Origin of the sequence: Rhodococcus sp. NPDC060084, assembly GCF_042730335.1 — a bacterium.
In the GTDB taxonomy this organism is placed as follows: domain Bacteria; phylum Actinomycetota; class Actinomycetes; order Mycobacteriales; family Mycobacteriaceae; genus Rhodococcus.
Window position 1 is genome coordinate 98919 of the sequence record NZ_JBHWWX010000001.1, and the last position, 26153, is coordinate 125071.

Below are 26153 nucleotides of genomic sequence, written 5' to 3' on the forward strand. Positions count from 1 at the left end.
TCAGCCCTGCAGATCGAGCGCCGCGAGCGTTTCGAGTTGCTCGACGTAGTGCTCGGCCGAGGTCGCGGCGATCGTCACCCCTGCCACGGTGGCACCCGCCTCGCCGATCCGTCTCAGCCGGTCCCTGGTGCGGGACGGGTCGCCCAGCGGGTCGACGGGCCGGCCGGTCCCCAGCACGACGTCGAACTCGGCCGGAAGTTCTGCGCGCGACAGCATTTCGGAGAGGGTGTCGAGGTCGAGTCCGAAGGGAACCCAGCCGTCGCCGAGTTCGACCGCGCGTCGCAACGACCGGGGTGTGCGGCCTCCGACCCATACGGGCACCTCGGTACGGAGACCGTGCGGATCCACCACCATGCCGGAGAACTCGAAGTGCGGTCCGGCGTAGGAAGGCCGCTCGCGTCCCCAGGCTGCGCGCACGGCGCGGAGCGCGTCGTCGGCGATCTCCCCGCGACCCGCGAACTGCGCACCGAGGAGAGCGAATTCCTCTGCGAGGCTGCCGACTCCCACACCCAGGACCAGGCGTCCGCCGCTGACCCGGTCGAGGGTCCCGTAGCGCTTCGCGATCTCGAGGGGGTGGTGGTACCCGAGCACGAGTACCTGTGTGACCAGCCGGATGCTCCGCGTCCGCGCCGCGAGGAATCCCAAGGTGGCCAGCGGGTCCCAGTACGTGGCACCGCGTTGCGCAGCAACATCTACCGGTACGGCGACGTGTTCGCTGCACGTCAGGTGGTCGAATCCGAGGCGATCGGCGGCTTCGGCGATCGCGACGAGGTCCTCGACGCCCGCGTCGGCCTCCCAGTCCCCGGCGACTCCGGGCACCCGGGTCACGATCGGGCTCGTGATACCGAGACGCAGAGTCATCGGAGGCGTCCGGCGGCCGCCATCCGCGGTCCGCGTCCTTCGATGCGGTCAGGTGTCATACCGGCCACGCTAACCGAACGCCACGTCCCGGCAACAGCGTGTCCCGGTCAACGGTTGCACCGCCCCGAACTCGCACAGCGGGGCAGGTCAAGGCTCGAACCGGTAGCCCCGACCGGACTCGGTGATCAGATGCCGCGGACGAGTGGGGTCCCTTTCGAGCTTGCGCCGCAGCTGCGTCAGATAGACACGCAGATAATGGTTTTGGCCGACATAAGAGGGCCCCCACAGTTCGGTGAGAAGCTCACGCTGCCCCACGAGCTTTCCGCGATTGCGCACCAGCATTTCGAGCATGCCCCATTCGGTGGGGGTCAGATGGATGTCGGCACCGTCTCGGACGACCTTCTTCGCCGCGAGATCGACGGTGAACGCATCGGTCACGACCACCGGTTCGGGCAGGTCGGGCAGCGTCGCGGCGCGCCGGACAGCGGCGCGGATGCGGGCGAGGAACTCCTCCATTCCGAACGGCTTGGTGACATAGTCGTCGGCACCGGTATCGAGAGCGGCCACCTTGTCGGCGGCATCTGTCCGCGCCGAAAGCACGATGACGGGTGCGGTATTCCAGCCGCGAAGGCCCGCCAGCACTTCGATGCCGTCCAGATCCGGCAATCCCAGATCGAGGACGATCACGTCCGGATGATGCCGGGACGCCGCGAGCAGGGCGGTGCGTCCGTCGGTGGCGGTGATCACGTCGTATCCCCGTGCCGTCAGATTGATGCGCAAGGCACGCAGCAGTTGGGGCTCGTCGTCGACCACGAGGATGCGGGTCACCGCTGGTCCTCGTGTGGCGCGGCGAGTTCGACCATCATCGTGGTGCCGCCTCCCGGAGTGTCGGCCGCGGTGACGGTCCCACCCATCGCCTCGACGAGACCGCGGGCGACCGTCAGCCCCAGTCCCGCGCCGCCGGCGGCCCGCTGGTCGCCGGACCGCGGAAACGTGGAGAAGACGTCGTCGTGTTCGCTGTCGGCGAGCCCCGGCCCGCTGTCGGCGATCGTCACCGTCACCCGGTCGTTCCCGCAGGTGGCGCCGACGCGGATGGGGCCGGTCGGTGCGTAGCGCAACGCGTTGTCGAGGAGGTTCGCCAGGGCCCGTTCGAGCAGCGCGGAGTCTGCCTGCACCTGCGCGTCGTCCACGTCCACTTCGACGCGCTCACGTATCGAGCGGGCGGTGTCGGGGCCACTGCTCGTGAGGGTGACCAGTGCTCGATGGACCACCTCGTCCAGGTACACCGGCTCGGACGCGGGCACCACCACCCCGGCGGCGAGCCGGGAGGAGTCCAGCAGGTTCGTGACCAGGCGCGTGAGCTGGTCGGCCGACTCCTCGATGGTCGCGAGCAGTTCCGCGGTGTCGTCGGGTGAGAATGCAACATCGGTGCTGCGCAGACTCGACACCGCTGCCTTGACCGCCGCGAGCGGAGTGCGCAGGTCGTGGCTGACCGCGGACAGCAGCAGTCGGCGCAAGCGGTCGGTTTCGGTGAGTGTCGCCGCCTGCGCAGCTTCCGCGGCGAGTTCTTCCTGCCGCACCAGGCCGGCGGCTTGCGCCGTCACAGCGGTGAGGATCCTGCGGTCGCGTGCGCGTAGCCGTGGGCCGGACAGCAGCAGTGCGTACGGCTTGTCGTCGATGCGGCAGACGGTGTCGGCCTCGTCGATCGACAGCGGGGGCGCTGCTCCCGCGGATCCGAGCACGTCCCAGTCGTCCTCGTCGCCGCGTACGAAGCCGACCCCGTGCTGCGCGTAGGTTTCCCGGACCTTCTCGAGCAGCGTCGGCACACCGGCGCCACGCAGGACGGCACCGGCGAAGGATGCGAGGAGTTCTGCCTCCTGGGACGCGAGGCGTGCTTCCCGGGTGCGCGCGGCGGCCGCATCCACGAGTGCCGCCACCGCGACGGCGACAACGAGCAACACGCCGGTGGTGACGAAGTTCCCCGGATCCGCGAGAAGAAGACTGTGACGCGGGTCGGTGAAGAAGAAATTCAGCAGGAGACCGGACAGCAGCGCCGCGACGATCGCCGGGCCGATGCCGCCGAACAGCGCGACTGCCAGGACCACGACGAAGAACAGGATGTTCTGGTCGGTGAATCCGGTGACCCGGTCGACGACCACCATCAGGCCTGCGGCGGCGAGGGGGATGGACAGCGCCGCCACCCACGAGAGGAGCCGACGGTCGTGCCGGCCGGCCAGTGCCAGTCCCGGTGCCGACGAAATGTGCTCGTGGGTGACCATGTGCACGTCGATCTTTCCGGAATCCCGGACCACTGCGGCGCCGATGCCTTCGTCGAGAATGCGCGCCCACCTCGGCCGGCGGGAGGTCCCGAGTACCAGCTGGGTCGCGTTCACCTCGCGGGCGAAGTCGAGCAGGGCGCTCGGGACGTCGTCGCCGACGATGCTGTGCAGGCTCGCGTCGAGGCTCGCGGCGAGTTCACGAACCTGTCCCATCCGCGGTGCGGACACACCGGTCAGGCCGTCGCCCCGCACGACGTGCACGACCATCAGTGCGGCACTGGATTTCGCTGCGATGCGGCTGGCGCGGCGCACGAGGGTTTCGGATTCCGGACCACCGGTGACGGCCACGACGACCCGCTCGCGCGCCTCCCACGTGGCGGTGATCGCGTGTTCACCCCGGTACTTCGCCAGGGCGAGGTCGACCTGGTCGGCGAGCCACAACAGTGCCAGCTCCCGCAACGCGGTGAGGTTGCCTTCGCGGAAGTAGTTGTGCAGCGCGGCATCGACTTTCTCCGGCGCGTAGACATTTCCGTGTGCGAGCCGGCGCTGCAGTGCCTGTGGCGTGATGTCGACGAGTTCGATCTGGTCGGCTCGGCGGACGATGTCGTCCGGGACGGTCTCGCGCTGCACCACGCCGGTGATCTGCTCGACGACGTCGTTGAGGGACTCGAGATGCTGGATGTTGACGGTGGAGAGCACGTCGATTCCCGCGTCGAGCAGTTCCTCGACGTCCTTCCAGCGCTTGGTGTGCCGGCTACCGGGCACGTTGGTGTGGGCGAGTTCGTCGACGAGCGCGACGGCGGGCCGGCGCGCGAGCACGGCGTCGAGATCGAGTTCTTCGAACTCGGTGTCGCGGTAGGTGATCTGCCGAGGTGGAACGATCTCGAGGCCCGCCAGTTTCTCGGCGGTGCACGCACGTCCGTGCGTGTCGACGATCGCTACCACCACGTCGCCACCGCGCGCGAGACGCCGTTGCGCTTCACCGAGCATCGCGTAGGTCTTGCCGGCACCGGGAGCCGCGCCGAGGTAGATCCGCAGCATTCCCCGGCGCGATACGGCGGGGAATGCTGCGTGGTCCGAACCTGTCATCTCGCCATCATCCACCCGAGGTGTCACCGGCACAGTCCGGGGCGGTGGAGCCCAGCGCGACGTTGAGACCGGGAACATCGACGCGCTCGGCGCCGAGGAACCCGAGTTGACGCCCCTCCGTGTGCTCGGCGACAAGGCGCCGGACGTCACCGTCGGGAACGCCGAGCGCGGCGGCGACCCGCGGTACCTGGATCGCGGCGTACGCGGGTGAGATGTGCGGGTCGAGGCCCGAACCCGAACCCGTGACCGCGTCGACCGGGACGTCCTCGGGAGCAACACCCTCGCGGAGGGCGATCGCGGCGCGTCGTTCCTCCACGAACCGCGCCAGCACCTCGCTGCTGGGTCCCTGGTTCGACGGCAGGGCCGCGGCCGGATCACCGGGAGCGTACGGATCGTCGTCCGCGACCGACCCGACGACGCGCAGGTGGAAGTAGGGATCGGGTTCCCCGGCAGCCACCTGCGGATCGACTCCGACGAGTTCGCTGCCGACAACGCACCCGGCCGAATCCGCCAGTGGTGAACCTTCCGCGGCGTGGGTGTCGATCCGGCTCACCGCCCACACCGCTGCCGGGTATGCGAAGCCGACGACGGCGGTGAGTGCGACCAGCACGATGGCACCCGCCTTCAGTTGCCGCACGAAGCCGAGCACGAAATTTCCTTGACTCATGACATTCACCCGATTCCCGGAACGAGACGCACGACGAGGTCGATCAGCCAGATGCCCACGAAGGGTGTCACCACGCCACCGACGCCGTAGACCAGCAAGTTTCGCCCCAAGAGCGACGATGCGGCGGCGGGGCGGTACCGCACACCTTTGAGTGCGAGCGGGATGAGCGCGACGATGACGAGCGCGTTGAAGATCACCGCCGAGAGGATCGCGGACTGCGGCGTCGCGAGTCCCATGATGTTCAGCGCAGCCAACTGCGGATAGATGCCGCTGAACAGCGCCGGCAGGATGGCGAAGTACTTCGCGAGGTCGTTGGCCAGCGAGAAAGTCGTCAGAGCGCCACGCGTGATGAGCAGTTGCTTGCCGATCTCGACGATGTCGATCAGTTTGGTGGGATCGGAGTCGAGGTCGACCATGTTCCCCGCTTCCTTGGCGGCGGAGGTGCCGGTGTTCATCGCCACCCCCACGTCGGCCTGGGCAAGCGCGGGAGCATCGTTGGTGCCGTCACCCGTCATCGCGACGAGGCGGCCCCCCTCCTGTTCGGAGCGAATCAGCGCGAGCTTGTCCTCCGGCGTCGCTTCGGCGAGGAAGTCGTCGACGCCCGCTTCTGCCGCAATGGATTTCGCCGTCAGCGGATTGTCGCCGGTGACCATCACGGTGCGGATACCCATCGCGCGGAGCTGTGCGAACCGTTGCGCCATACCGGGTTTGACCACGTCGGAGAGTTCGACGACACCCAGCACCGACGCGCTGGTGCCCGACACGCGTGCAACGACGAGGGGAGTTCCGCCCCTGCGGGCGATGTCCGTCACGAGATCGGTGACTGCGACAGGCACTGTCGTCCCGAACTGTGCGGTCCAGCGGCCGACCGCGTCGGCGGCGCCCTTGCGGATACGCACCGCCGTGCCGTCCGCCTCGGTGAGGTCGAGTCCGCTCATCCTGGTGTGCGCGCTGAACGGCACGAATTCCGCGTCGGCGCCGGCCCCGGTGGGTCCGGGATCGAGACGGTACTGCTCGGCGCACAGTTCGACGATGCTGCGTCCCTCCGGTGTTGTATCGGCAAGACTCGACAGTCGCGCGGCGCCGGCCACCTCGGCCTCCGTCACTCCGGGTGCGGGGTGCAGTGCGGTCGCGCGGCGGTTGCCGAAGGTGATCGTCCCGGTCTTGTCCAGGAGCAGGGTGTCGATGTCTCCCGCGGCCTCGACGGCGCGCCCGGACATCGCCAGCACGTTGCGCTGCACGAGACGGTCCATTCCAGCGATACCGATAGCCGACAGCAGCGCACCGATGGTGGTGGGGATCAGGCAGACCAGCAATGCGATCAATTCGACCGGGCCCTGCTCGGCACCGGCGTAGGCACTCATGGGACCGATGGCCACGACGGCGAACAGGAACACGATCGTCAGTGCTGCGAGCAGGATGTTGAGCGCGATCTCGTTCGGGGTCTTCCGCCGAGATGCACCTTCCACGAGCGCGATCATGCGGTCCACGAACGTGTGGCCCGCGGGAGCGGTGATCCCCACGACGATACGGTCGGACAACACGGTAGTGCCTCCGGTGACCGCGCAGCGATCCCCACCCGACTCGCGGATGACCGGCGCGGACTCGCCGGTGATCGCGGACTCGTCGACTGTCGCGATTCCTTCGATGACGTCGCCGTCGCCGGGGATCGTTTCACCGGCCTCCACGACGACGAGATCTCCGACCTTCAATTCGGTGGCCGGTACGGTCTCTTCCGAGCCAGACGGCAGCAGGCGACGAGAGACGGTGTTCTGCTTCGCCTTCCGGAGGCTCGCCGCTTGGGCTTTGCCCCGCCCCTCGGCAACCGATTCGGCCAGGTTCGCGAACAACACCGTGAACCACAACCACAGTGCGATCAGCCAGGAGAAGACGGTGGGCTCCACGATCGCCGCACCGGTCGCGATCGCCGAACCGACCAGGACGACGAACATCACCGGGTTGCGTGCCATGTGCCGGGGATCGAGTTTGCGCACTGCACCCGGCAGGGATTCGATCAGTTGCCGGGGCGAGAACAGACCGCCGGCGATGCGGGGGGCGGGCGCGGTTACGTCGTCCTCCCGAGGGCGTCGAAGTTCGATGGTCACCGAGACATCTCCAGGGTGTAAGTCGTGATGGAGCAGAATGAACGGAACGTCGAAGTCATTGCAGGGCCTCGGCAATCGGCCCCAGCGCCAGCGCGGGGAAGAACGTGAGTGCCGCGACGAGGACCACCGTGCCGGTGAGCAGACCCACGAATGCGACGCCGGTGGTGGGAAGCGTTCCGGCGCCCGCGGGGATCCGGCGTTGCGCCGCGAACGACCCGGCCAGAGCGAGCACGAACAGGATGGGGAGGAATCGCCCGAAGAGCATGCACATCCCGAGCGAGGCCTGGAACCAGTCACTGGTCACGGTGAGACCGCCGAAGGCGCTGCCGTTGTTGTTCGCTGCCGATGCGTAGGCGTACAACACTTCTCCGAATCCATGAATAGCCCCGGGTGTACCGGGTTCGCCGGAGTTACCCAGGAATCCGGTGGTGGACGACAGGATCACGGCGACGGCCGTGCCGGTCAGCACCAGTGCGGGCATCACCAGCACCGTCAGAGCGGCGAGGGTGATTTCGCGCCTGCGAAGTTTCTTGCCCAGGAACTCCGGCGTGCGGCCCACGAGCAGACCACCTACGAACACGGCGATCACGGCAAGCACCAGAATCCCGTAGAGGCCACTGCCCACCCCGCCGGGAGCGATCTCACCGAACAGCATGTTCAGCAGCACGGTGCCGCCGCCGAGAGGCGACATGCTGTCGTGTGCCGAATTCACTGCGCCGGTGCTGGTACCGGTCGTCGACACGGCGAACAGCACGGATCCGGGGATACCGAACCGGACCTCTTTGCCTTCCATCATTGCGCCGGCCGCCGTGGCAGCAGCCCCGCGAGTACCGGACTCGGCAGCGGAAGCCAACGCGAGCATCGCCGTGAACAGCAGCGCCATCACCCCGAGGACCGTCAATCCCTGACGCCTGTTCCCGACCAGGGTGCCGAACGTGCGGGTGAGCGCCACCGGAATCAGCAGGATCGCGATGATCTGGACGATATTGCTGACCGGAGTGGGGTTTTCGAACGGATGGGCCGAGTTTGCCGCCAGCACGCCGCCGCCGTTGGTGCCCAGGAGTTTGATCGCTTCCTGCGATGCGACGGGCGCGAGGGCAGTGGTGAATCCGTTGCCGTCCACACCGACCGCGTCGAACCCGGAGCGATAGGACTGGATGACGCCCTGGGTGAGCAGGATCAAAGCGACGACGAACGCGAGCGGCATCAGAATGCGGAGTGTGCCCCGGGTGAGATCGACCCAGAAGTTTCCGATTTCGCCACCCCGTGCGGCTCGCACGATGCCACGGATGAGAGCGATCGCGACGGCCATGCCTACCGCGGCCGACACCAAGTTCTGCACGGCGAGCCCGACCGACTGGGTCACGTGGCTCATCGTGGTTTCCGGAACGTAGGACTGCCAGTTGGTGTTGGTGACGAACGAGATCGCAGTGTTGAACGCGACCGCGGGGCTGACGCCGGACAGTCCGTGATCGAGCGGCAGAAGACCCTGGACGCGCTGCAGCAGGTACAAGCCCAGAACGCTCGCCAGCGAGAACCCGAGCACGCTGCCCGCGTACCCGTACCAGGTCTGCTCGGCGCGCGGATCGATCCGGCCCAGCCGGTAGATCAGCGACTCCACCCTTCCGTCTCCCGAACGGAGATCGGGATCGGTGGTGTAGACCCGCGCCATGTAGTCACCGAGCGGAACGAATGCCAGTGCAAGAACAGCCACGACGAGGGCGAGTTGCAGCGCCGCGGCAATAGCAGGATTCATCGGACGGTCAGAACCTCTCGGGGTCGAGCAGCGCGGTGAGCAGATAGATCACCAGTGCCGCGACGATCAGGACGAGCACGACGCTCGTCGCTCCGGCCCAGGTCATCGGTTCTCACCGTCCGACCGCAGAGCGCGCAGCACCAGCGCGCACGTAACGAATCCCGCGAGGATCAGCACCACATACGCGGTGTCTGCCATGTCGTCTTCCCTTGTCGTCGGCGCAGTGAGCGCCGGTCGGCGCCCGAAATGCCACGCTGGCACTCCTCCGGGCCGGCGACGTGGATCCATGCGGAATCCTGACGCCCAGAGGTACCGTCCCTAACGTTTTCCTTACGGCGCACAGCCCCGACGGTCGACTAGTGGCTGGTGGGCACGCCGGCCACCCACGGAAGGGGACGAGCGTGTCCGAGGCAGAGGGAGGGCCACCGAAGAACTGGTTCGATCGGGGCGGCGAGGCGTACGCACGGTTCCGTCCCGAGTACCCCGCCGGCCTGGCGAGGTTCTTGGCGTCCCTTGCTCCGTCGTATGGGCTCGCGGTCGATGCCGGTTGCGGAAACGGCCAGCTGACAACACAACTCGTCCCGTACTTCGATACCGTAATCGGGTCGGACCCCAGCGTCGATCAACTTCGCAATGCTCGTGCGGCCGAAGGGGTTCGGTATGTCGTCGCTGCCGCCGAGAACATGCCGATCCTCGACCGGAGCACCGCGTTGATCTCGGCAGCGCAGGCGGCACACTGGTTCGATCGGCGTGCGTTCTATTCCGAGGTGCGCCGGATCGCGGCCGATCAGGCGGTGCTCGCGCTCGTCAGTTACGGCGTGATGCAGTTCGGGCCGGACCTCGACGCGCGATTCCAGGACTTCTACCGGTTCGAGATCGGACCGTACCGGCCTCCGGAACGGCGACTCGTCGACAACGGATACGCCGATATCGAATTTCCGTTCACGGAGGTCCCGGCACCGCCGATGGAGATCCACCAAGAGTGGACCGTGGACGACACACTCGGCTATATCTCGACGTGGTCTGCCGTACGTGCCGTCGAAGCCGCCCAGCAGACGCCGATGCTCCACTCCTTCGCGGCGGACCTGCGCAGCCTCTGGGGTGAGCCGACCCGGAGACGGCGGATCACCTGGCCGGTGACCGTGCGACTCGGGGTGCTGTGATCACTGCGAAAGAGGTGCTTCACCCACCGGATCCGGCTTCGGCGCGACGATCTGGATGAGATTGCCGCAGGTGTCGTCGAAGACCGCGACGACTACCGTGCCGATATCGGTCGGCGGCTGCGTGAAGACCACGCCTTGTGCGGTCAGCCTCGCAAACTCGGCGTCGACATCGTCGACAGTGAACTGCGCCAAGGGAATTCCGTCCTCCACCAGTGCATCCCGGTAGGGCTTCACGGCGGGGTGATGCGACGGCTCGAGCAGCAGTTCGGGACCGTCCGGAGCATCGGGAGAGACGACGGTGAGCCACCAGTCGTCACCGAGAGGAATCTCGTGGCGTTTCGTGAATCCCAGCACTTCGGTATAGAACTCGAGGGCTGCCTGCTGGTCGTCGACGTACACGCTCGTCATGTCGAGTCTCATGGTTCTCTTCCTTCGCCGATGGGCCATCGCCTGGTGATCTCGGTGAGTGGCTCCGAATTGAAGTAGTGGAACTTGGACCTGCCCCGTCGCTCGGTGACGACCAGCCCGGCCGACTCCAGAACGCCGAGGTGCTGCGAAATCGCCTGGCGTGTAAGGCCGAGCCCGTGCTCCATCGTGAGACGGGAACAGATTTCGAACAGTGTCTTGCCGTCGCTCGCCGCCAATTCGTCGAGAATGATGCGCCTCGTCTCGTCGTCGAGCGCACGATAGACGGTGACCACCTCCCCACTATAGGCAAGTCAGCGCTTGCCTATCAATACTTTCCGGCGCAGAATCCACGGTGGGACGACGACGCCCCCGAGCGAAAGGTCCGACATGCCTCGCACAGCCACTGCCGACAAGGTCGAGCGCGACGAACTTCTCGAGTTTCTCCGTCCACGCCACCGAGGGGTCCTCACGACGTTCCGTGCGGACGGGAGTCCCCAGATGTCGCCCGTCACCTGCGGCCTCGATGCCGAGGGGAACATCGTCGTCTCCACCTATCCGCAACGAGCCAAGTCCCACAATGTCCGGCGGGACCCCCGCGTGTCGGTGTGTGTGCTGTCGGACGACTGGGACGGACCGTATGTGCAGGTCGATGGACATGCCGAAGTCCTGGACATGCCCGACGCACTGGACGGACTGGTCGAGTACTACCGGGGCATCGCGGGGGAACACCCGGACTGGAACGAATACCGCGAGGCCATGGCCCGCCAGAACAAGTCGCTGATCCGCATCCGCATCGAGCGCTGGGGACCGGTAGCCACCGGAGGGTTTCCGCCGTCGTGACCTCTTCGAACCGTCCCGGACGCGGTCAGGGGGCTTCGGCAGCGTCCGGCTCACGCGTCGTCGACGCGGGGGCGAGCCACTGTGATCGCGTCCGGGGCACACCGCTCGCTCCGTCGTCTGCGGGACGCACGGCGAGCACCTGGTGGATGGTGAGCCTGCCGGGTTCCTCGAATCCGAGAGCGCTGGCCACGAGATACAGCAGCCATGTGCGCGCTCGTTCGGCACCGACGGAGGCGACAGCATCGTCCCACGATTCCTGCAGGTGGCGCACCCATTCCCGGAGCGTGAGCGCATAGTGCTCGCGCAATGCCTCGCTGTCGCGCACCTCGAGACCGACCTGTTCGAACGCATCCAAGGTGCGGCTCAGCGGCAGGATCTCCCCATCGGGAAAGATGTAGTTCTGGATCAGGCCGGGCTTGTCGTTACCTTCGGGATCTCGTGTGCGGACCGCGGCGATGGCGTGGTTCAGCAACCGGCCCTCTGGCCGCAACAGACCGTGCAGGGTGGCGGCGTAGGTGGGCAGTGCGGCATCACCGACGTGCTCCGACATCCCGATGCTCGAGATCGCGTCGAACGGTCCGTCGTCGACATCGCGGTAATCCTGGACACGGAACTCGAGCCGATCCGACAGGCCCGCCTCCGCTGCGGCTTTCCGTGCCCACGCCGCCTGTTCGCGGCTCAGCGTCACTCCGACGACGTCGACGCCGTAGTGCCGCGCGGCGTGGATCGCCATCGACCCCCACCCGCAGCCGACGTCGAGCAGTCGCATCCCCGGCCGTAAACCGAGTTTGCGGCACACCAGATCGAGTTTGGCGTGCTGCGCGTCGTCGAGACCGTCGGCCGTCTCGTCCCAGTACGCACACGAATACACCATGCTCGGACCGAGGAAGATTCTGTAGAACTCGTTGCCGACGTCGTAGTGATGCGACACCGACGACGCGTCGCGGGCGCGACTGTGCTTGATGCCGCGCCGGCGAGGTACCTCGACCGCGGGCGGTCGCGGCCGCAACCCGACGCCGCCGAGACGGGCCAACTCCCAGACACCGCCGAGTGCCCGGCGGGCGTCTCGGACATCGAACGCCCCGACCCGGTTCACGAGACCGGGCAGTGACAACAGCGCGTACACGTCGCCGTCGATCTCGAGGTCACCGGCGATATACGCGCGCACCAGTCCCAGTTCGCCCGGCGACCACAACACTCTGCGGATCGCGCGGCGGTTGCGGAACACCACCGTCGCGGGCGAGTCCGGCCCACTGACGGAACCGTCCCAGCATCGAACCCGCACGGGCACTGGGATACCCAGGATCTTTTCGAATGCGTCTCGGACCCGGACGGCTGCGGACCGCTTGGTGTCGGCGTTCATCGCTCGACGGTAAACGACACGAGGTCGGGCGTCTCCCGATCCGGAAAGTCGGCCCGAACGTGCTTACGATTAGAGTGCCGCAGTTCCGAGTTGTCCTAGCCTGCTCACGATCCGTGCGATATCGACGGGAAGCCGAGCACCGCCGACGAGGCTGTCCACCGACGTGTCCGCGAGGAAAATCGGAGTCACGTCTCGGTCATAGAGCACGTCGACGACGTTGGCGAAACGCTGGGCAGGTTCCCTCCCGACGGTGCGAAGATCCGGCACACCGTCGATCACCCAATCGGAGTGGTTCGCCGCGAGCGCGAGATAGTCGACCGGGGCGGTGGTGGTTCCACAGAGTTCGCCGAAATCGAACCAGAGAGAATGTCCCGTGGCCCGGCGGACATGCACAGGGTGGCCCGCCGGGGTGAGGATTCTCCGCTCGTCGGGGTGTGGTGAGCGGAGCCCGAGACGAGCACGTTGTTCGGCCGTTCCCGGCGAGACCCACCATCCGGCGGCGAACCCTGCCTCGTGCCGGGATGTGGTGCGGTAGTCGAGAGCACCGTCGATCTCGACGACCGCCAGGGAACTCTCGATCAATTCGATCGTGGGGAGGAAGTCGTCGTGGAACAGCGGGTTGGGAAGCAAGGACCTGGGCGGGTAATTCGAGGTCAGAACTACCCGGACGCGCCGGTCGAGAAGCGCGGGCATCAACCGGGCGATGAACTTTCCGTCAGCCGGGTCGTGAACGTGGAATTCGTCGAAGCACAGTAGGTCCACGTCGTGCAGCAGTTCGTCCAAGGCGGCCGAAAGGTTGCTGCGGTGTCGCCGGATGGCGAGGTGCAGATCGCGGAAGAACTCGTGGAAGTGGATGCGCTTCTTCCGGTCGGTCGGTACTGCGGCGAAATAGGTGGCCATCAGCCAACTCTTGCCCCTGCCCACGGGACCCCAGAGATACACGTTCCGGTCGGAGTCCGCGAGGACCTCGGCCGCACGCTGTTGTGCGGCGTCGAGAGCGAAGCCCAATTCTTGTGCAGTCGTGTCGAACACCGACATGGTCACCCCGAGCGCACGACGAGGCGGCGGTGTTCCGAATCTCCTGCGCACGGTCGAACCCTAACGCCCGCGGGCGACGGCGAGACCGAGATTTCACTCACGCTCGCCCTGGGTGGCCCACGGGAACGAGTCGGGTTATCGTCCGTCCGCGGCCGTGAGCAACCGGGCGGTGAGTTCGTCGACGCGCGCGGCGATGTCGTCGCGGACCAGACGCATGCGCTCGATCCCGTCGATACCGCGCTCCGACGGTTCGTCGGTGTTCCAGTTCTCCACGACGACGGTGGCGGGCGCGTCGACGCGGGCTTCACTGCCCAGGGTGACGACCAGGTCCACCTCGCTCAGGAGATGCGGATCGATCGGCTTGGGATACTCGCCGTCGGTCGGTGCGCCGACCTCGTCGAGTACCTGCACCGACAAGGCGTTGAGGGACGATCCGGGCGCTGTGCCGGCCGAATGGACGGCCACGCGGTCGCCGGCGGACTTGCGCATGAGCGCTGCGGCCATCTGGGACTTTCCGCCGTTCTTGACACACACGAACAGCACCGAAGCAGTGGACAAGATGGAAGGTCCTTTCCGGCGAGGCCCATTTGACGCGTTGTATCGATGAACGTCAATATAGACGTATGTCGAATCAGTTGTCGAGCGTGGTCGCGCCTTGCTGCCCACCGATCGGGCGTGAGCCGTTGTCCTCCGAGCGAGCCGCCGACCTGGGCCGGGTGTTCAGAGCGCTCGGGGATCCGGTGCGCTTGCGAATGCTCAGCATGGTCGCGAGCCACGAGGGTGGCGAGGCATGCGTGTGCGACATCAGTCCCGCATTCGATCTGGCGCAGCCCACTATCTCCCACCACCTCAAGGTGCTGCGCGAAGCCGGGTTGCTGGACTGTGAGCGTCGCGGCACCTGGGTGTACTACCGAGTGGTACCCGCCGCTCTCGAAGAACTGTCTGCGGTGCTGGCAATCGAATCCGGAGTGCTGCCCGCCTCGTCCTGCTCGCCGAGCGACCCACTCCAGGAGACTCTCTCGTGACCGCCACCACCGGACGTCCGCCGGTCGTCGGCAAGATGTCCACACTCGACCGGTTCCTGCCCGTATGGATCGGCGTCGCCATGGTCGCCGGTCTCCTGCTGGGCCGCATGATCCCCGGACTCGGGGACGCATTGAGCGTCATCGAGATCGATGGCATCTCCTTGCCGATCGCACTGGGTCTGCTGATCATGATGTATCCGGTGCTGGCGAAGGTCCGCTACGACCGCCTCGACACGGTCACCGGCGACCGCACCTTGCTGATCTCGTCGCTGGTGCTCAACTGGGTGCTCGGCCCCGCCCTGATGTTCGCGCTTGCGTGGTTGCTGCTCCCGGACCTGCCGGAGTACCGCACGGGCTTGATCATCGTCGGACTGGCGCGGTGCATCGCGATGGTGATCATCTGGAACGACCTCGCGTGTGGTGATCGCGAGGCTGCTGCCGTGCTGGTCGCGATCAATTCCGTCTTCCAGGTCGTCATGTTCGCCGTGCTCGGCTGGTTCTACCTCTCGGTGCTGCCCGGCTGGCTCGGGCTCGAGCAGACCACGCTCGATGTGTCGCCGTGGCAGATTGCCGGATCGGTATTGATCTTCCTCGGCATCCCCCTGGTCGCCGGTTTCCTGACGCGGCACTTCGGCGAGAAGGCCAAGGGCCGGGAATGGTACGAGACCCGGTTCATTCCGAAGATCGGCCCGTGGGCGCTGTACGGTCTGCTGTTCACGATCGTCATTCTGTTTGCGCTCCAAGGCGACCGGATCACGTCGCAGCCCTGGGATGTCGCGCGGATCGCGTTGCCGTTGCTGGCGTACTTCGCTCTCATGTGGGGCGGTGGCTACCTGTTCGGTGCCGCCGTGGGCCTCGGGTACGAGCGCACCACGACGCTCGCATTCACCGCTGCCGGCAACAACTTCGAGCTGGCGATTGCGGTGGCGATTGCGACGTTCGGCGTCACCTCTGGACAGGCACTGGCCGGAGTGGTAGGCCCGTTGATCGAGGTGCCTGTACTCGTTGCGCTCGTGTACGTCTCGCTCGCGCTGCGAAAGCGGTTCGCCCGAGCGTCCACGTCCACCGCATCCTGAGCGGCGACGGAAATCGGCAGTTCACCGAGCCCCCCGTCCTCCCGGATATCCACCCGGGAGGACGACGGGGGTTGAGGTGTCAGCAGCACGAAGTCGATTGCTCCGCAGCCGTGCGGTTGTCGCCGTCGGGCTCGGTTGCGGCAGACGAGGCTGCCGACCCGCAACACGCCGCCCCACCGGAGTTTTCGTCCGCGAGCAACGTGGGGCTCGTGCCGAAGGTCTCGCTGTCCGCGAGAACGGTGTAGACCTCCCACTTCTCTCCGTCCGGAGCGGTGGCCCACACCTTGTCCTGCGTCGCGAAGCAGCACGTGGTGCCGATCTCCTCTTCGGTGAACAGTCCGGCATCGGTGAGCCGGGCGATCTCCTCGTGCACCTTCTCGCTGGATTCGACCTCGACGCCCAGGTGATTGAGCGAACCGCCCTTGCCGGGATTCTCGAGGAGCACCAACTTGAGCGGCGGTTCCGACAGGGCGAAGTTCGCATACCCGGGTCGGAGCTTGTTCGGCTCGGCACCGAACAACTTCGAGTAGAAAGCAACGGCCTCGGACAGGTCGTCGACGTTGAGTGCGAGCTGAGCGCGGGACATGGGAACCTCCACGTGTGAGACATACATCGAATTAGCGGCTTCCAGTGTGGTCCACCTTTTTGACATATGTCAAGGAGGTCGGCAGAATAGTTCCCATGCCCAAGGCACTGCCCGTCGTCGACATCACCACACCGATTTGCTGCGAACCGGTGTCCGCTGCCCCGATGAGCGGCGACGCTGCACTCGAAGTGGCGCTCCGCCTCAAAGCGCTGGCGGATCCGACCCGCATCCAGCTGATGTCGATCCTGCTCACCGACCCCGCCGGCGAAGTGTGCACATGCGACCTCGCCACGGCCGTCGACCTGGCGGAATCCACCGTCAGTCACCATCTCGGGCAGCTGCGGAAAGCCGGAATGGTGGAATCCACCCGCAACGGAATGAACGTCTACCACCGTGTACGAACGGACGCACTCGAAGCGCTGCGCATCGTACTGGACCCGAACTGCTGCACCTGACACGGTGAACAGTGCCGGGCTCAGATGATGGCACCCTCGAAGAGGACGCTGTACAGGCCCAGTGCGATAAAGGTGATGACGTAGAGCGGCCCCCGGATGGGGTCTCCCTGGCTCGCACCCTCCTGAAGCCACGTGATGATCTCGACCGATCCCATGTTCCGCTCCTGACGTGGTAGTGACAGCCTTCACCGAACGAATCGGGGCCGAACGCGGCGTTGTTACAAGCGCATTCGCTTCCTTTCGTATACCGGCCAGCTGTCGGGATGCACGCGCAGGGTGCCGGCACGCCGGAAGACCGGCGTCGACGTCGATCTGGTCGTGCGGGATTCACTGCGGAAGCCGTGACCACGGTGTGTACTGGACTCGACGGAATGCCGAGCAAGCGGACCACCTCCGCACACGCTGAAGGCGCAGACCTACGGCAAGGATCCACAACGTGACAAGTATCCCCGGGCTTCGCGAAACACACTGCTGCACATCGGTTCCGATCCATCCTCCTCGTCCTCGGCGGCGGCCGTGAAGATCGGCGTGGTGGGGGTCGGCGCGGTCGGATCGGCTACCACCCTTGCACTGCTGGGCAGGGGGACCGCCAGGGAAATCGTGCTGGTGGACAAGAACGTGAAGCGGGCACAGGCAGTGGCGCTCGACATGCGCTACGGAACGCCGCTGGTTCCGCCGGTGGACGTGCGCGCCGGGGAGCGAGACGACCTCGACGGCGCGGATCTGCTGATCGTCACAGCGGGCGAGAACGAAGCCGCAGGCGGCGCGACCGACCGGAGCGACCCGGCGGGCCGACTGCGGTTGCTCGAACACAATGCCGGGGTATATCGGGAGTTGATCCCCGGACTCGTCGCGGCAGCACCGGACGCCACGATCATGGTGGTCACCGACCCGCCGGACCCCTTGGCGGACCTGACCCGTGTGCTGGCCGGGCACGACCGGGTGTTCTCCACCGGCACCGTGCTCGACAGTCTGCGCTTCCGGGTCCACCTCGGCGATCATCTCGGAGTCAGTCCCAGCGATATCCAGGCTTTCGTGATCGGCGAACACGGCACCAGCGAGGTGCTGCTCTGGTCGTCGGCCACCGCTGCGGGCGTGCCGGTACTCGACCTGCTGGCCGAGCAGGGTCAGCAGATCCGCGACCGGGTGGAGGCAGAAATCCGCTATGCCAACATCAACATCATCGAAGGGATCGGCGCGAGCCAGTACGGTATCGGCGCGGTGAGCGCACGACTGGCCGAAGCGGTTCTGCGCGACGAGCAGGCCGTCTTCACCGTCGCCGGATACCACCCGGAGTACCGAGTCACGATGTCGTTGCTTTCGGTGCTCGGCCGCGCCGGAGTAAGCCAGATGCATCAGCCCCCGATGACGGAACAGGAACGTGCCGCACTCGAAGCCAGCGCACACACCCTGCAACGCGCGGTCGAGACGATCCTCTGATTGTCGTCGGGTCGCGCACCGTGCGCGAGATCGTGCCGGCCCTCGACATTCGTGTCGGATCGACGGCTGCTCCCGGAGTGGCGTGCAGCGCAATCGTCTTCAATCGGAGTACGGGCGGCAGCTCGAGTCAGAATGCACTGTGCAACGGCGTCGTTGGAGTTGTAGCGTCGCACGGCGGGAGAGTGGGGGATGGAGGGATCGGTGGATTCGGCCGAGGCCGCAGTTGCCCACGTACGTGCGTCGGCTGCGGGGGAGAGCATCGACGGGTCGATGCGAGTGACGATGCATTTTCATCCGGATGCTCCGTACCGTGGGCTGTCGACGCTGTCCGCAATTGCCCGTCGTGGCGCCTATCTCTCGCAGTTCGAGACGAATACGGGCAATGGTGGACTCACGGCATTCGAAGGCGGTGATCGGTGGCGGTGGGAAAGCCGGATGTTCGGTGGTGTCTACGACTCCCGCCCGGCGTCGGATCGTCCCAAGTACGGCTCCCTCAACCGTCATTGCGATGGTTACGGTGGTTCGCCACGGTTCGGGTCGTCATACTTCGTGCTGGCTGAACACACTCTCGAGCGCACCACGTTCTGCTTTCCCGACAGCGTGCACGAACCACAGTTGTTCGGGACCGCGGAGACATCGAGTCATCTGCTGCAGGCCGCGGCGGTTGCCGAGTTCGACGACCCGCTCGACCACTACATCGAGGCCCATGTGCACGGGCCCATCAACATCGAATGTGATGTCGAGGCACTCGTTCTGGACCCGAGCTACCGAGGCACTCGGTTCGATGAGGTCGCAAGGACGATGCCCTGTGCTGTTCTGTGGCACGACGGTTACAGACTTGCGATAGAACAAGCCGAGGCTCATCCGGAGTACCGAGGGAACGCGGTGGTCCAGGTGGCTCGCTCGGTCGCCCGGCACGGGTGGATCACACCGTATTCACTCGGACCAGCTCGGGTGGGGAACGTCGACCCACAGGATCTGAAGAAAGTGTGGCACTACGTCGCCCGGTACGGCCGGAGAGCATCTGCGTGGTGACGGGCCGGTGCGCCTATGTGGAAGTCGCTGACCGGATTGTGATTCGTCCGCCCGAGTACACCCCTGCGGCATTACCCTCGCGTCATGATCACGTGCGTTGTGGAGTACACGATCGACCCGGTGAAAATCGACGACTTCGAGAGGTTCGCTCGCGCATGGATCGCGCTCGTCGACAAACACGGCGGTACCCACCACGGATACTTCCTTCCCGGTGAGGGTGCCAGCGACCGTGCGCTGGCTCTCTTCTCGTTCGAGTCCCTCGCCGCGTACGAGCGGTACCGCGCGTTGTTCGATTCCGACGACGAGTTTCGCGCGGCCAACGCGATCCGGGACCGGAGCGGCTGTGTGCTCCGCTACGAGCGCACCTTCATGCGGCCGATCTTCGACGGCAGGCTCCCCTGAACCTCTGTGCGTACGGCGTGCCGGAGCGTGTCTGTCCCGATCGGCGATGGAAGGTTCACTGCGCGCGATCTTCCGATTGACCGTCTGCAAACACGGATCGGGAGACGCACCGAGCGTCGCCTACCGCTGTCCGTTCGCGGAAACTGCCGAGTCTTGGATCCCCATCGGGCTGTCCGATCCCGACGATCGACGGTCAGGGCAGTGACCTCGATGTTGCGATGCGCCGGGCTGTGGTCAACGCTCTGGATTTCCTCGAACACCATCAGGGTTTGGACCGCCCGACCGCGTATGCATATCTCTCGGCAGCGGCCGACTTCACGGTGTCGCGGATGGTCGACCGGACCGTTGCCGTTCACGGGCAGATCTACAAGGAGCATTTCAGCTGATCGTGTACCCGCGTCGGCGACACTGCCCGGCGTGCAGAACTCACGGCAACAGCGGTCATTCGACGCTTTCGGGCCTGACGAAGGAAATGCAGCCAGGCTACGGTCGTTCCTCTGACCTACCGACCTCGGCCGCCAATCGCGCAAACGCCCCGATCCCCGCGGAACGACTCCCTGCCGGCCACGCCAGCACCGTGGTGATCGAGACTGCGTCGGTGACAGGGATCGCCACATGCTGCGGCCACTGCCACGCACGACTGGAGGCGGGAATCACCAGGAGTGCCTTGCCCAATGCCACGAGTTGGGCGATGGCCGATTGAGTACGCACCTCCGGACCAGGACCATCCGGGTAGCTGCCATCAAGTTTCGGCCACCGGGCCAACGGCAGACCGGGGATGTCTCGAATCTCGGCAAGCGTGACGTGCGTCCGCGCCGCGAGAAAGTGACCCGCGGGAACAATGGCCACCTGCCCCTCGACAAGCAGTTCTTCGGTGTCGAAGCCGTCGAGATCATCGACCGGCCGGTGCATGATCGCCACATCGGCCCGGCCCCCGCGCAGCAGCGCCGCCTGCTCCGCGACCTCACACAGCAGTACCTCGACATCCGGAACGTCACTGCGCTGGGCGGCCTCCCCGAGCAACCGTTGCAGTACCTCGAGGGACGCACCGGCTTTCGTTGCAAGCACCAGTGGTCCCCGAGGGCTTCCGGCTCGCCGGGTCCGATGAGCCGCAGCCTCAACCGCGTCGATCACCGTGTGCGCCTCGCTCACCAGGACCCGTCCGGCGTCGGTGAGCTCGACGCCACGACGGTTGCGCTCGAACAACTTCACGCCGAGCCTCGACTCGAGCTGCTGGATCGCACGGGACAGCGGCGGTTGCGTGATGCCGAGCAGGTCTGCCGCCCTACCGAAGTGCAACTCGTCGGCAACGGCGAGGAAATAGCGGAAGTCACGCGTCTCCAGATCGGACACATCCACCACGCTACCTCGATACTCACCGGGTATCACAGAAGAGGTGATCGGTCTTGGACGCCGCGAGTCCACGCGGCGAAGATCGAAGAGTGAACACCACCAAGACAGCGCTGGTCACCGGCGCGAACAAGGGAATCGGCTATGCGATCGCTTGCGGACTCGGCGGACGAGGGTTCCGCGTCGCACTCGGGGCCCGTGACGACGCCCGCCGCACCGAGGCCGTGGCTCGCCTCCGCAGCGAGGGAATCGACGTCTTCGGCGTCGCTCTCGACGTGACGTCGGACGACAGCGTGGCGGCAGCGGCGGCCACCGTCGCGCGCGAGGCAGGCAGGCTCGATGTGCTGATCAACAACGCCGGCGTCGGAGGCCGAACCGATGACGGCGCGCAGGACCCGACAACGATGGACCTCGATGTCCTGCAGCAGGTCCTGGACACCAATGTGTTCGGCGTCATCCGGATCACCAATGCTGTTCTCCCACTGCTGCGGCAATCCGACTCACCGCGCATCGTCAACGTGTCCAGCAACATGGGGTCCCTCGCGCTGCAAACGGGACCTCAGATGGCCGCTTATGCGCCGTCGAAAACCATGCTCAACAGCATGACCGCCCAGTACGCCCGAGCACTGTCGAACACGAACATCCTCGTCAACGCGTGCTGTCCCGGCTACGTCGCCACCGACTTCACCGGCCACAACTCGGCCCGATCTCCAGAGCAAGGGGCCGCCATCGCCGTCGCACTCGCCACCCTCCCCGACGACGGACCCCGCGGCGGATTCTTCGACGACGCCGGCACCATTCCCTGGTGAGCGCGCGGTTCCCGGTGTCACGAAGCACCGCGATCGACGGGCTGAACAGTGGCCCGACGGTGTACCAGGTGATCGCCGACAGCTCGAATCAATGAAACCGTAGCGCCGCTCCCGCCTGCACTGACGGATTGACAGATGACAGAGTTGGTGACGATGCTCGTCACTGTCGGTGCACTCTTCAGCTGAGCTTTACAACCGGTCGCACCCACGAAAGCCAGGGAGGTGCTCCGCGAATGCCCACTGTTACCTCTCCGCTGTCGATGCTGTCCGGCATCATGGGAATTCGTGCGGTGGCCACCGCACTGGTCCTTGCTGTTGCCCTGGCCGGCTGCTCGAGCACGGACACCGGAGCCGGCCCGGGTCAACTCGACCCGACCACCAGCCCACCTGCACCAAGCGAACAGTCACAGATCTACTCTGCCGCCCTGCACCACTTGATCCTCGTGGACAATCCGTTCGCGAAAGCACCGACCCCGGTCGGGTATGTCTACCTCGTCGACGGTCCCGCATCACGCAGCTCGGAAATGTTGATCGTCGCTGACGGACTGCAGTTCGATGCCGATCTGAAAAACGAAATCACAGCCCAGGCCGTCGATCTGCCACCCGTCGAGTTCGTCGCAGAACCTCAGCTTCGGGCCAGGTCCGCACGACTGGGCCTGACCGGGGTCGACAACGACGGCGTCATTGTCGGACTGGCGCCCGTCGAGCGACAGGACGACGGAACGGTCCACGTCGGTGCCGGACTGTGGTGCGGCATCGACTGCGGACTGGGCCTCACCTACGTCCTCGATCACGCAGACGGACAATGGGCAGTGACAGGAACGACTGGACCAGTCTCAATTTCGTGACGGGATGAGTCTGCAGAAGCGGCATCTGGGACCGGTGAAGGTGCTTGGTCCGGCGAAGCGTTGTCAATCCAGGGAAATCGAGTTGTCAGTCTTCGCCGTATCTCAACAGCGAAATCAGCCGCGCGCCATATCCACGAACCGCGACAGGTGCAGCTGGTGAGCCACGGTGATCGTCGCCGTCGGACCGTTACGGTGCTTACCGACGATCAGGTCGGCTTCACCACCGCGCGGGTCGTCGCGCTCGAATGCGTCGGGGCGGTGCAACAGGATCACCATGTCGGCGTCCTGCTCGAGCGATCCCGACTCGCGGAGGTCGGAGACCATCGGCTTCTTGTCGGTGCGCTGTTCGGGACCACGGTTGAGCTGACAGATCGCGATGACAGGGACTTCGAGTTCCTTCGCGAGAAGCTTGAGGCTACGCGAGAACTCGGAGACTTCCTGCTGCCGCGACTCGACTTTCTTACCGGAGGTCATCAGCTGCAGGTAGTCGACGACGATGAGACGGATGTCGTGTTTCTGCTTGAGCCGCCGTGCTTTCGCGCGGATCTCCATCATCGTCAGGTTCGGTGAATCGTCGATGTAGAGGGGGGCTTCGCTGATCTCGCTCATGCGCCGGGCGAGGCGGGTCCAGTCGTCGTCGGTCATGCGACCCGAACGCATGTCGCCGAGCTTGATCTTCGCCTCCGCGGAGAGCAAGCGCATGACGATCTCCGTCTTTCCCATCTCCAGGGAGAAGATGACGGACGCCATACCGTGCTTGATCGAGCACGACCGCATGAAGTCCATGCCGAGAGTCGAATTGTGCGTGGGCACCATCGCACGACCCGCGAGGTACATGTGGTCACCGTCGACCTCCACGCAGCGGACGGGCACCGACGCGACCGGGCGAACGGCCACGATGTGCCGTTCGCGAGCCACGGCGGTGCGGCATTCCTTGTGGCGCACTGCCTTGCTCGGAAGGACGAAGACGTCGTCGTCGGCGGTGAACGACACCACTCCGTCGTCGACGGTGCACGCGTAGCCCAAGCCCGCAACGAGTTCGGCGAGGTCGTGGGCGAGGCGCTCGCGCCCGGTGGAGAAGCGGATGGTGCCGTCGTCGTCGATGCGACCGCCGGCGTCGAGAAGACCGGCGAGCAGGTCGCGGCGCTGCACGATCGAGCCGCGCTGGTATTCGACGGGAATGTGCGCCCCGAGCGACATCAATTCTTCGGTGAACCCGCCTTCACCTTCCACCCGCATGTGTACCTCTGCGTCGGAGGGCGGCCCGCCGAGCCACGCACCGAGGGTGAACGGTGCGACCGGTAGGTCTGCCGCGGGGAGGGCCAAGGGATCGGTGTGGGGGACCGCGTGACCGGCGTCGACGGTGGCGGCGAGTTCGCCGGTGGTGCGCACCACCCCGTCGGCGGTGCGCCACTGGTGCTGTTCGTCGGCGACGAGCACCGTGCCGTCGGAGAACACGACATCGAAACAGGGCCGGTCGCGCATGATCTCGGTGGCCGCGAGCACGCGGGTGGGCTTTCCGTCGGGAGCGAGCAGTTCGTCGCCGACGCGGACCTCACCCATGGTGGTCCATCCGGTGGGTGTGGGGAGCGGGGTGTCGAGGGCGAGAGCCTTGCCGACGCCGGGACGGGCGGCGACGATGATCATCTGTCCCGGATGCAGTCCGTTGGTGAGTTCGTCGAGTTCGGCGAACCCCGTAGGCACGCCGACCGAGATGCCGCCGCGGCTGGCGATGGAGTCGATCTCGTCCATCGTCGGCTGCAGCAGTTCTTCGAGGGCCACGAAGTCTTCGGTGGTGCGCCGCTCGGACACATCGAAGATCTCGGCCTGCGCACGGTCGACGACTTCTGCGACGTCCTGACCGTCCGAGCCGGCATATCCGTATTGGACGATGCGCGTGCCCGCTTCGACGAGCCGTCGCAGGATGGCCTTCTCCGCAACGATCTCGGCGTAGAAGCCGGCGTTCGCGGCAGTAGGCACCGTCTGGGTCAGGGTGACGAGGTACGCGGGGCCGCCGATGCGCTTGAGCTCGCCTCGGCGGTCGAGTTCGGCCGACACGGTGACGGGGTCGGCGGGCTCACCGCGGCTGTAGAGGTCGAGGATCGAGTCGTAGATGGCTTGGTGAGCGGGGCGATAGAAATCGCCGGGGCGCAGCACTTCGAGAACGTCGGCAATGGCGTCCTTGCTCAGCAGCATGCCGCCGATGACGGACTGCTCGGCAACCATGTCCTGCGGGGGCTGGCGACCGAAGTCACCACCTGAGTCTTCGTCAGGGGGCCCCGGATAGTCGGAATGGCCACGATCGTCCACAACAGCCAACGTGATGCCGCCTTCCGTCCAAATACCGTCGCCCGGTGGTTCGCCGGCCGTTGACCCGTACCGACTCCCGGTGGGCGCCACCGGGAAACACTCCACGTTCTACTCGTCCCCACCGACACCGCAGTGGGTTGCAGCTCCCCACGAGGGAGAGTTGCGCGCTCGACGTTAGGGACGATTTCGAGGGCGACCAAATCGGGTTGTGCACACAGTTGGGGATAGATTGTGGAATCAGGTGGACAGGGTTGTGCACCTGATGTGGATAACCTGGGGAGAACGCATCTCACATTTGATAACGATGCAGGTTAACTAGGGAAAATGGCTGTTCAGCCCTGTGGAAGAAGGAATTTTCGGCGTGTCGCGATAACAATGCCGCCCGGGCGTGTTCATCTGTTCGTTCCCGAAACGATATGACCCGAGTCACACCGGTGCGTTTACCCACACCCGCCATCCACAGGTTGTGCACAGATGCCGAGGAGCCCCGCGCAACCATCGCGCGGGGCTCCTCGAACCGGAAATCAGGCGCTCACGACGTCCAGCGTGAACTTCGCGACGACGTCCGGGTGCAGCTTCACGACGACCTGGTGCTTGCCGGTCGCCTTGATGTGAGCCTTGGGCAGCTCGACGAGGCGCTTGTCGACAACCGGGCCACCGGCAGCCTTGATGGCACCGGCAACGTCGGCCGCGGTAACCGAGCCGAACAGCTTGCCCGAGTCACCGGCGGTCTTGACGTTGAGCGAGACGCTCTCGAGACCCTCGATAGCGGTCTTGAGCTCCTTGGCGTGCTCCAGGCCGCGCACAGCGCGCGCTTCCTGTGCACGGCGGATGCCCTCGACCTGCTTCTCGGCGCCACGGGTGGCGACGATCGCCAGGCCGCGGGGCAGCAGGTAGTTGCGGCCGTAGCCGTCCTTGACCTCAACGGTGTCGCCAGGCGCACCGAGGTTGTCCACGTCAGCGGTGAGGATGAGCTTCATCGTGTTCCCTCCCTTTCCTAGCGAGCCGTCGAGACGTAAGGCAGCAAAGCGACCTCACGGGAGTTCTTGACAGCAACAGCGATATCGCGCTGGTGCTGCACGCAGTTGCCGGTGACGCGGCGAGCGCGGATCTTTCCGCGATCGCTGACGTACTTACGCAGCAGCGTTGTGTCCTTGTAATCGATCTGCGTGTTCTTTTCCTTGCAGAAAGCGCAGACCTTCTTCTTCAAAACCTTCTCGCGCGCGGGCGACTTAGGCATGGTCTTTC

Annotated in this window: 28 protein-coding genes and 1 pseudogene; 11 read left to right on the forward strand and 18 right to left on the reverse strand. The window is 65.8% G+C overall.

The features are described from left to right. From ACFWBU_RS00465 to kdpF, 7 genes are all read right to left on the reverse strand, one after another. The gene (locus ACFWBU_RS00465; protein WP_169621086.1) at positions 1-855 is read right to left on the reverse strand and encodes an LLM class F420-dependent oxidoreductase; all 855 of its coding nucleotides are present in this window, start codon (positions 853-855) and stop codon (positions 1-3) included. Between the two features lie 153 nt (positions 856-1008). Further along, entirely contained in the window at positions 1009-1689 is a 681-nt protein-coding gene (locus ACFWBU_RS00470) for a response regulator (protein WP_169620992.1), read from the reverse strand. Next, complete coding sequence (locus tag ACFWBU_RS00475) at positions 1686-4229, reverse strand: sensor histidine kinase KdpD (RefSeq protein ID WP_169652807.1); 2544 nt, start codon at positions 4227-4229, stop codon at positions 1686-1688. Before ACFWBU_RS00475 ends, ACFWBU_RS00470 begins: the two co-directional genes overlap by 4 nt. A gap of 7 nt (positions 4230-4236) precedes the next feature. Then, positions 4237-4896: a potassium-transporting ATPase subunit C gene (locus tag ACFWBU_RS00480; RefSeq protein ID WP_378527144.1), complete on the reverse strand. Its 660-nt coding sequence runs from the start codon at positions 4894-4896 to the stop codon at positions 4237-4239. A gap of 5 nt (positions 4897-4901) precedes the next feature. Then, on the reverse strand, positions 4902-6995 hold the full coding sequence (kdpB, locus tag ACFWBU_RS00485) for a potassium-transporting ATPase subunit KdpB (protein ID WP_378527244.1): 2094 nt from the start codon (positions 6993-6995) through the stop codon (positions 4902-4904). Positions 6996-7056: 61 nt separating this feature from the next. Next, positions 7057-8757: a potassium-transporting ATPase subunit KdpA gene (gene kdpA / locus ACFWBU_RS00490; protein ID WP_378527146.1), complete on the reverse strand. Its 1701-nt coding sequence runs from the start codon at positions 8755-8757 to the stop codon at positions 7057-7059. 7 nt (positions 8758-8764) lie between these two features. Beyond that, a complete protein-coding gene (kdpF, locus tag ACFWBU_RS00495) occupies positions 8765-8863 on the reverse strand; it encodes a K(+)-transporting ATPase subunit F (RefSeq protein ID WP_378527147.1) in 99 nt (32 codons plus the stop codon). Positions 8864-9158: 295 nt separating this feature from the next. Between kdpF and ACFWBU_RS00500 the strand changes: the two genes are divergently transcribed. After that, complete coding sequence (locus tag ACFWBU_RS00500) at positions 9159-9920, forward strand: class I SAM-dependent methyltransferase (protein WP_378527148.1); 762 nt, start codon at positions 9159-9161, stop codon at positions 9918-9920. Here the strand turns inward: ACFWBU_RS00500 and ACFWBU_RS00505 are convergent, their stop codons facing one another. Both ACFWBU_RS00505 and ACFWBU_RS00510 read right to left on the reverse strand, forming a co-directional pair. Further along, the gene (locus ACFWBU_RS00505; RefSeq protein WP_296550330.1) at positions 9921-10340 is read right to left on the reverse strand and encodes a VOC family protein; all 420 of its coding nucleotides are present in this window, start codon (positions 10338-10340) and stop codon (positions 9921-9923) included. It lies immediately after the preceding gene. Then, positions 10337-10621: a helix-turn-helix transcriptional regulator gene (locus ACFWBU_RS00510; RefSeq protein ID WP_169620984.1), complete on the reverse strand. Its 285-nt coding sequence runs from the start codon at positions 10619-10621 to the stop codon at positions 10337-10339. The genes ACFWBU_RS00505 and ACFWBU_RS00510 overlap by 4 nt, the downstream gene beginning before the upstream one ends. Positions 10622-10715: 94 nt before the next feature. Between ACFWBU_RS00510 and ACFWBU_RS00515 the strand changes: the two genes are divergently transcribed. After that, on the forward strand, positions 10716-11168 hold the full coding sequence (locus ACFWBU_RS00515) for a PPOX class F420-dependent oxidoreductase (RefSeq protein WP_169620983.1): 453 nt from the start codon (positions 10716-10718) through the stop codon (positions 11166-11168). A 25-nt stretch (positions 11169-11193) separates the two neighbouring features. On the opposite strand, the gene ACFWBU_RS00520 is transcribed toward ACFWBU_RS00515, so the two are convergent. The 3 genes from ACFWBU_RS00520 to ACFWBU_RS00530 all read right to left on the reverse strand — a co-directional run bounded on the left by ACFWBU_RS00520 (position 11194) and on the right by ACFWBU_RS00530 (position 14127). Further along, positions 11194-12531 carry a class I SAM-dependent methyltransferase gene (locus ACFWBU_RS00520; protein WP_378527149.1) on the reverse strand — a complete coding sequence of 446 codons (1338 nt, stop codon included), beginning with the start codon at positions 12529-12531 and terminating at the stop codon, positions 11194-11196. A 69-nt stretch (positions 12532-12600) separates the two neighbouring features. After that, positions 12601-13620 (reverse strand): cell division protein ZapE, encoded by a 1020-nt coding sequence (gene zapE / locus ACFWBU_RS00525; RefSeq protein ID WP_378527151.1) that lies wholly within the window; start codon positions 13618-13620, stop codon positions 12601-12603. A gap of 84 nt (positions 13621-13704) precedes the next feature. Then, the gene (locus ACFWBU_RS00530) at positions 13705-14127 is read right to left on the reverse strand and encodes a low molecular weight phosphatase family protein (protein ID WP_378527152.1); all 423 of its coding nucleotides are present in this window, start codon (positions 14125-14127) and stop codon (positions 13705-13707) included. 65 nt (positions 14128-14192) lie between these two features. On the opposite strand from ACFWBU_RS00530, the gene ACFWBU_RS00535 reads away from it, so the two are divergent. Then, positions 14193-14594 (forward strand): ArsR/SmtB family transcription factor, encoded by a 402-nt coding sequence (locus tag ACFWBU_RS00535; RefSeq protein WP_378527153.1) that lies wholly within the window; start codon positions 14193-14195, stop codon positions 14592-14594. A 35-nt stretch (positions 14595-14629) separates the two neighbouring features. Further along, positions 14630-15670, forward strand: coding sequence for an ACR3 family arsenite efflux transporter (gene arsB, locus ACFWBU_RS00540; protein ID WP_378527245.1), 1041 nt, complete (start codon positions 14630-14632; stop codon positions 15668-15670). 79 nt (positions 15671-15749) lie between these two features. On the opposite strand, the gene ACFWBU_RS00545 is transcribed toward arsB, so the two are convergent. Beyond that, on the reverse strand, positions 15750-16256 hold the full coding sequence (locus ACFWBU_RS00545) for an ArsI/CadI family heavy metal resistance metalloenzyme (protein WP_378527155.1): 507 nt from the start codon (positions 16254-16256) through the stop codon (positions 15750-15752). Positions 16257-16351: 95 nt separating this feature from the next. Between ACFWBU_RS00545 and ACFWBU_RS00550 the strand changes: the two genes are divergently transcribed. After that, positions 16352-16711 (forward strand): Rv2640c family ArsR-like transcriptional regulator, encoded by a 360-nt coding sequence (locus ACFWBU_RS00550; protein WP_378527157.1) that lies wholly within the window; start codon positions 16352-16354, stop codon positions 16709-16711. A 20-nt stretch (positions 16712-16731) separates the two neighbouring features. Here the strand turns inward: ACFWBU_RS00550 and ACFWBU_RS00555 are convergent, their stop codons facing one another. After that, complete coding sequence (locus ACFWBU_RS00555; protein WP_277350460.1) at positions 16732-16866, reverse strand: hypothetical protein; 135 nt, start codon at positions 16864-16866, stop codon at positions 16732-16734. Positions 16867-17227: 361 nt separating this feature from the next. Here ACFWBU_RS00555 and ACFWBU_RS00560 point away from each other — a divergent pair, with 361 nt between their 5' ends. From ACFWBU_RS00560 to ACFWBU_RS00575, 4 genes and pseudogenes are all read left to right on the forward strand, one after another. Then, positions 17228-18151: a lactate dehydrogenase gene (locus tag ACFWBU_RS00560; RefSeq protein WP_296550326.1), complete on the forward strand. Its 924-nt coding sequence runs from the start codon at positions 17228-17230 to the stop codon at positions 18149-18151. Positions 18152-18352: 201 nt separating this feature from the next. Next, positions 18353-19186: a DUF3626 domain-containing protein gene (locus ACFWBU_RS00565; RefSeq protein ID WP_378527158.1), complete on the forward strand. Its 834-nt coding sequence runs from the start codon at positions 18353-18355 to the stop codon at positions 19184-19186. 84 nt (positions 19187-19270) lie between these two features. Then, positions 19271-19588, forward strand: a complete 318-nt coding sequence (locus tag ACFWBU_RS00570) for an NIPSNAP family protein (protein ID WP_169620975.1) — start codon at positions 19271-19273, stop codon at positions 19586-19588. 40 nt (positions 19589-19628) lie between these two features. Then, a pseudogene (locus ACFWBU_RS00575) lies at positions 19629-19974 on the forward strand (acetamidase); the annotation flags it as partial. A gap of 97 nt (positions 19975-20071) precedes the next feature. Here ACFWBU_RS00575 and ACFWBU_RS00580 read toward each other — a convergent pair. Then, positions 20072-20941: a LysR family transcriptional regulator gene (locus tag ACFWBU_RS00580; protein WP_378527160.1), complete on the reverse strand. Its 870-nt coding sequence runs from the start codon at positions 20939-20941 to the stop codon at positions 20072-20074. 89 nt (positions 20942-21030) lie between these two features. Here ACFWBU_RS00580 and ACFWBU_RS00585 point away from each other — a divergent pair, with 89 nt between their 5' ends. After that, on the forward strand, positions 21031-21747 hold the full coding sequence (locus ACFWBU_RS00585) for an SDR family oxidoreductase (RefSeq protein ID WP_296550323.1): 717 nt from the start codon (positions 21031-21033) through the stop codon (positions 21745-21747). 233 nt (positions 21748-21980) lie between these two features. After that, positions 21981-22595 (forward strand): hypothetical protein, encoded by a 615-nt coding sequence (locus ACFWBU_RS00590; protein WP_296550322.1) that lies wholly within the window; start codon positions 21981-21983, stop codon positions 22593-22595. 114 nt (positions 22596-22709) lie between these two features. Here ACFWBU_RS00590 and dnaB read toward each other — a convergent pair whose 3' ends face one another. From dnaB to rpsR, 3 genes are all read right to left on the reverse strand, one after another. After that, positions 22710-24914: a replicative DNA helicase gene (gene dnaB / locus ACFWBU_RS00595; RefSeq protein WP_296550321.1), complete on the reverse strand. Its 2205-nt coding sequence runs from the start codon at positions 24912-24914 to the stop codon at positions 22710-22712. A gap of 515 nt (positions 24915-25429) precedes the next feature. Further along, positions 25430-25885, reverse strand: a complete 456-nt coding sequence (rplI, locus tag ACFWBU_RS00600; RefSeq protein ID WP_169620971.1) for a 50S ribosomal protein L9 — start codon at positions 25883-25885, stop codon at positions 25430-25432. 17 nt (positions 25886-25902) lie between these two features. Next, complete coding sequence (gene rpsR / locus ACFWBU_RS00605; RefSeq protein WP_169620970.1) at positions 25903-26145, reverse strand: 30S ribosomal protein S18; 243 nt, start codon at positions 26143-26145, stop codon at positions 25903-25905. Positions 26146-26153 lie beyond the last annotated feature (8 nt).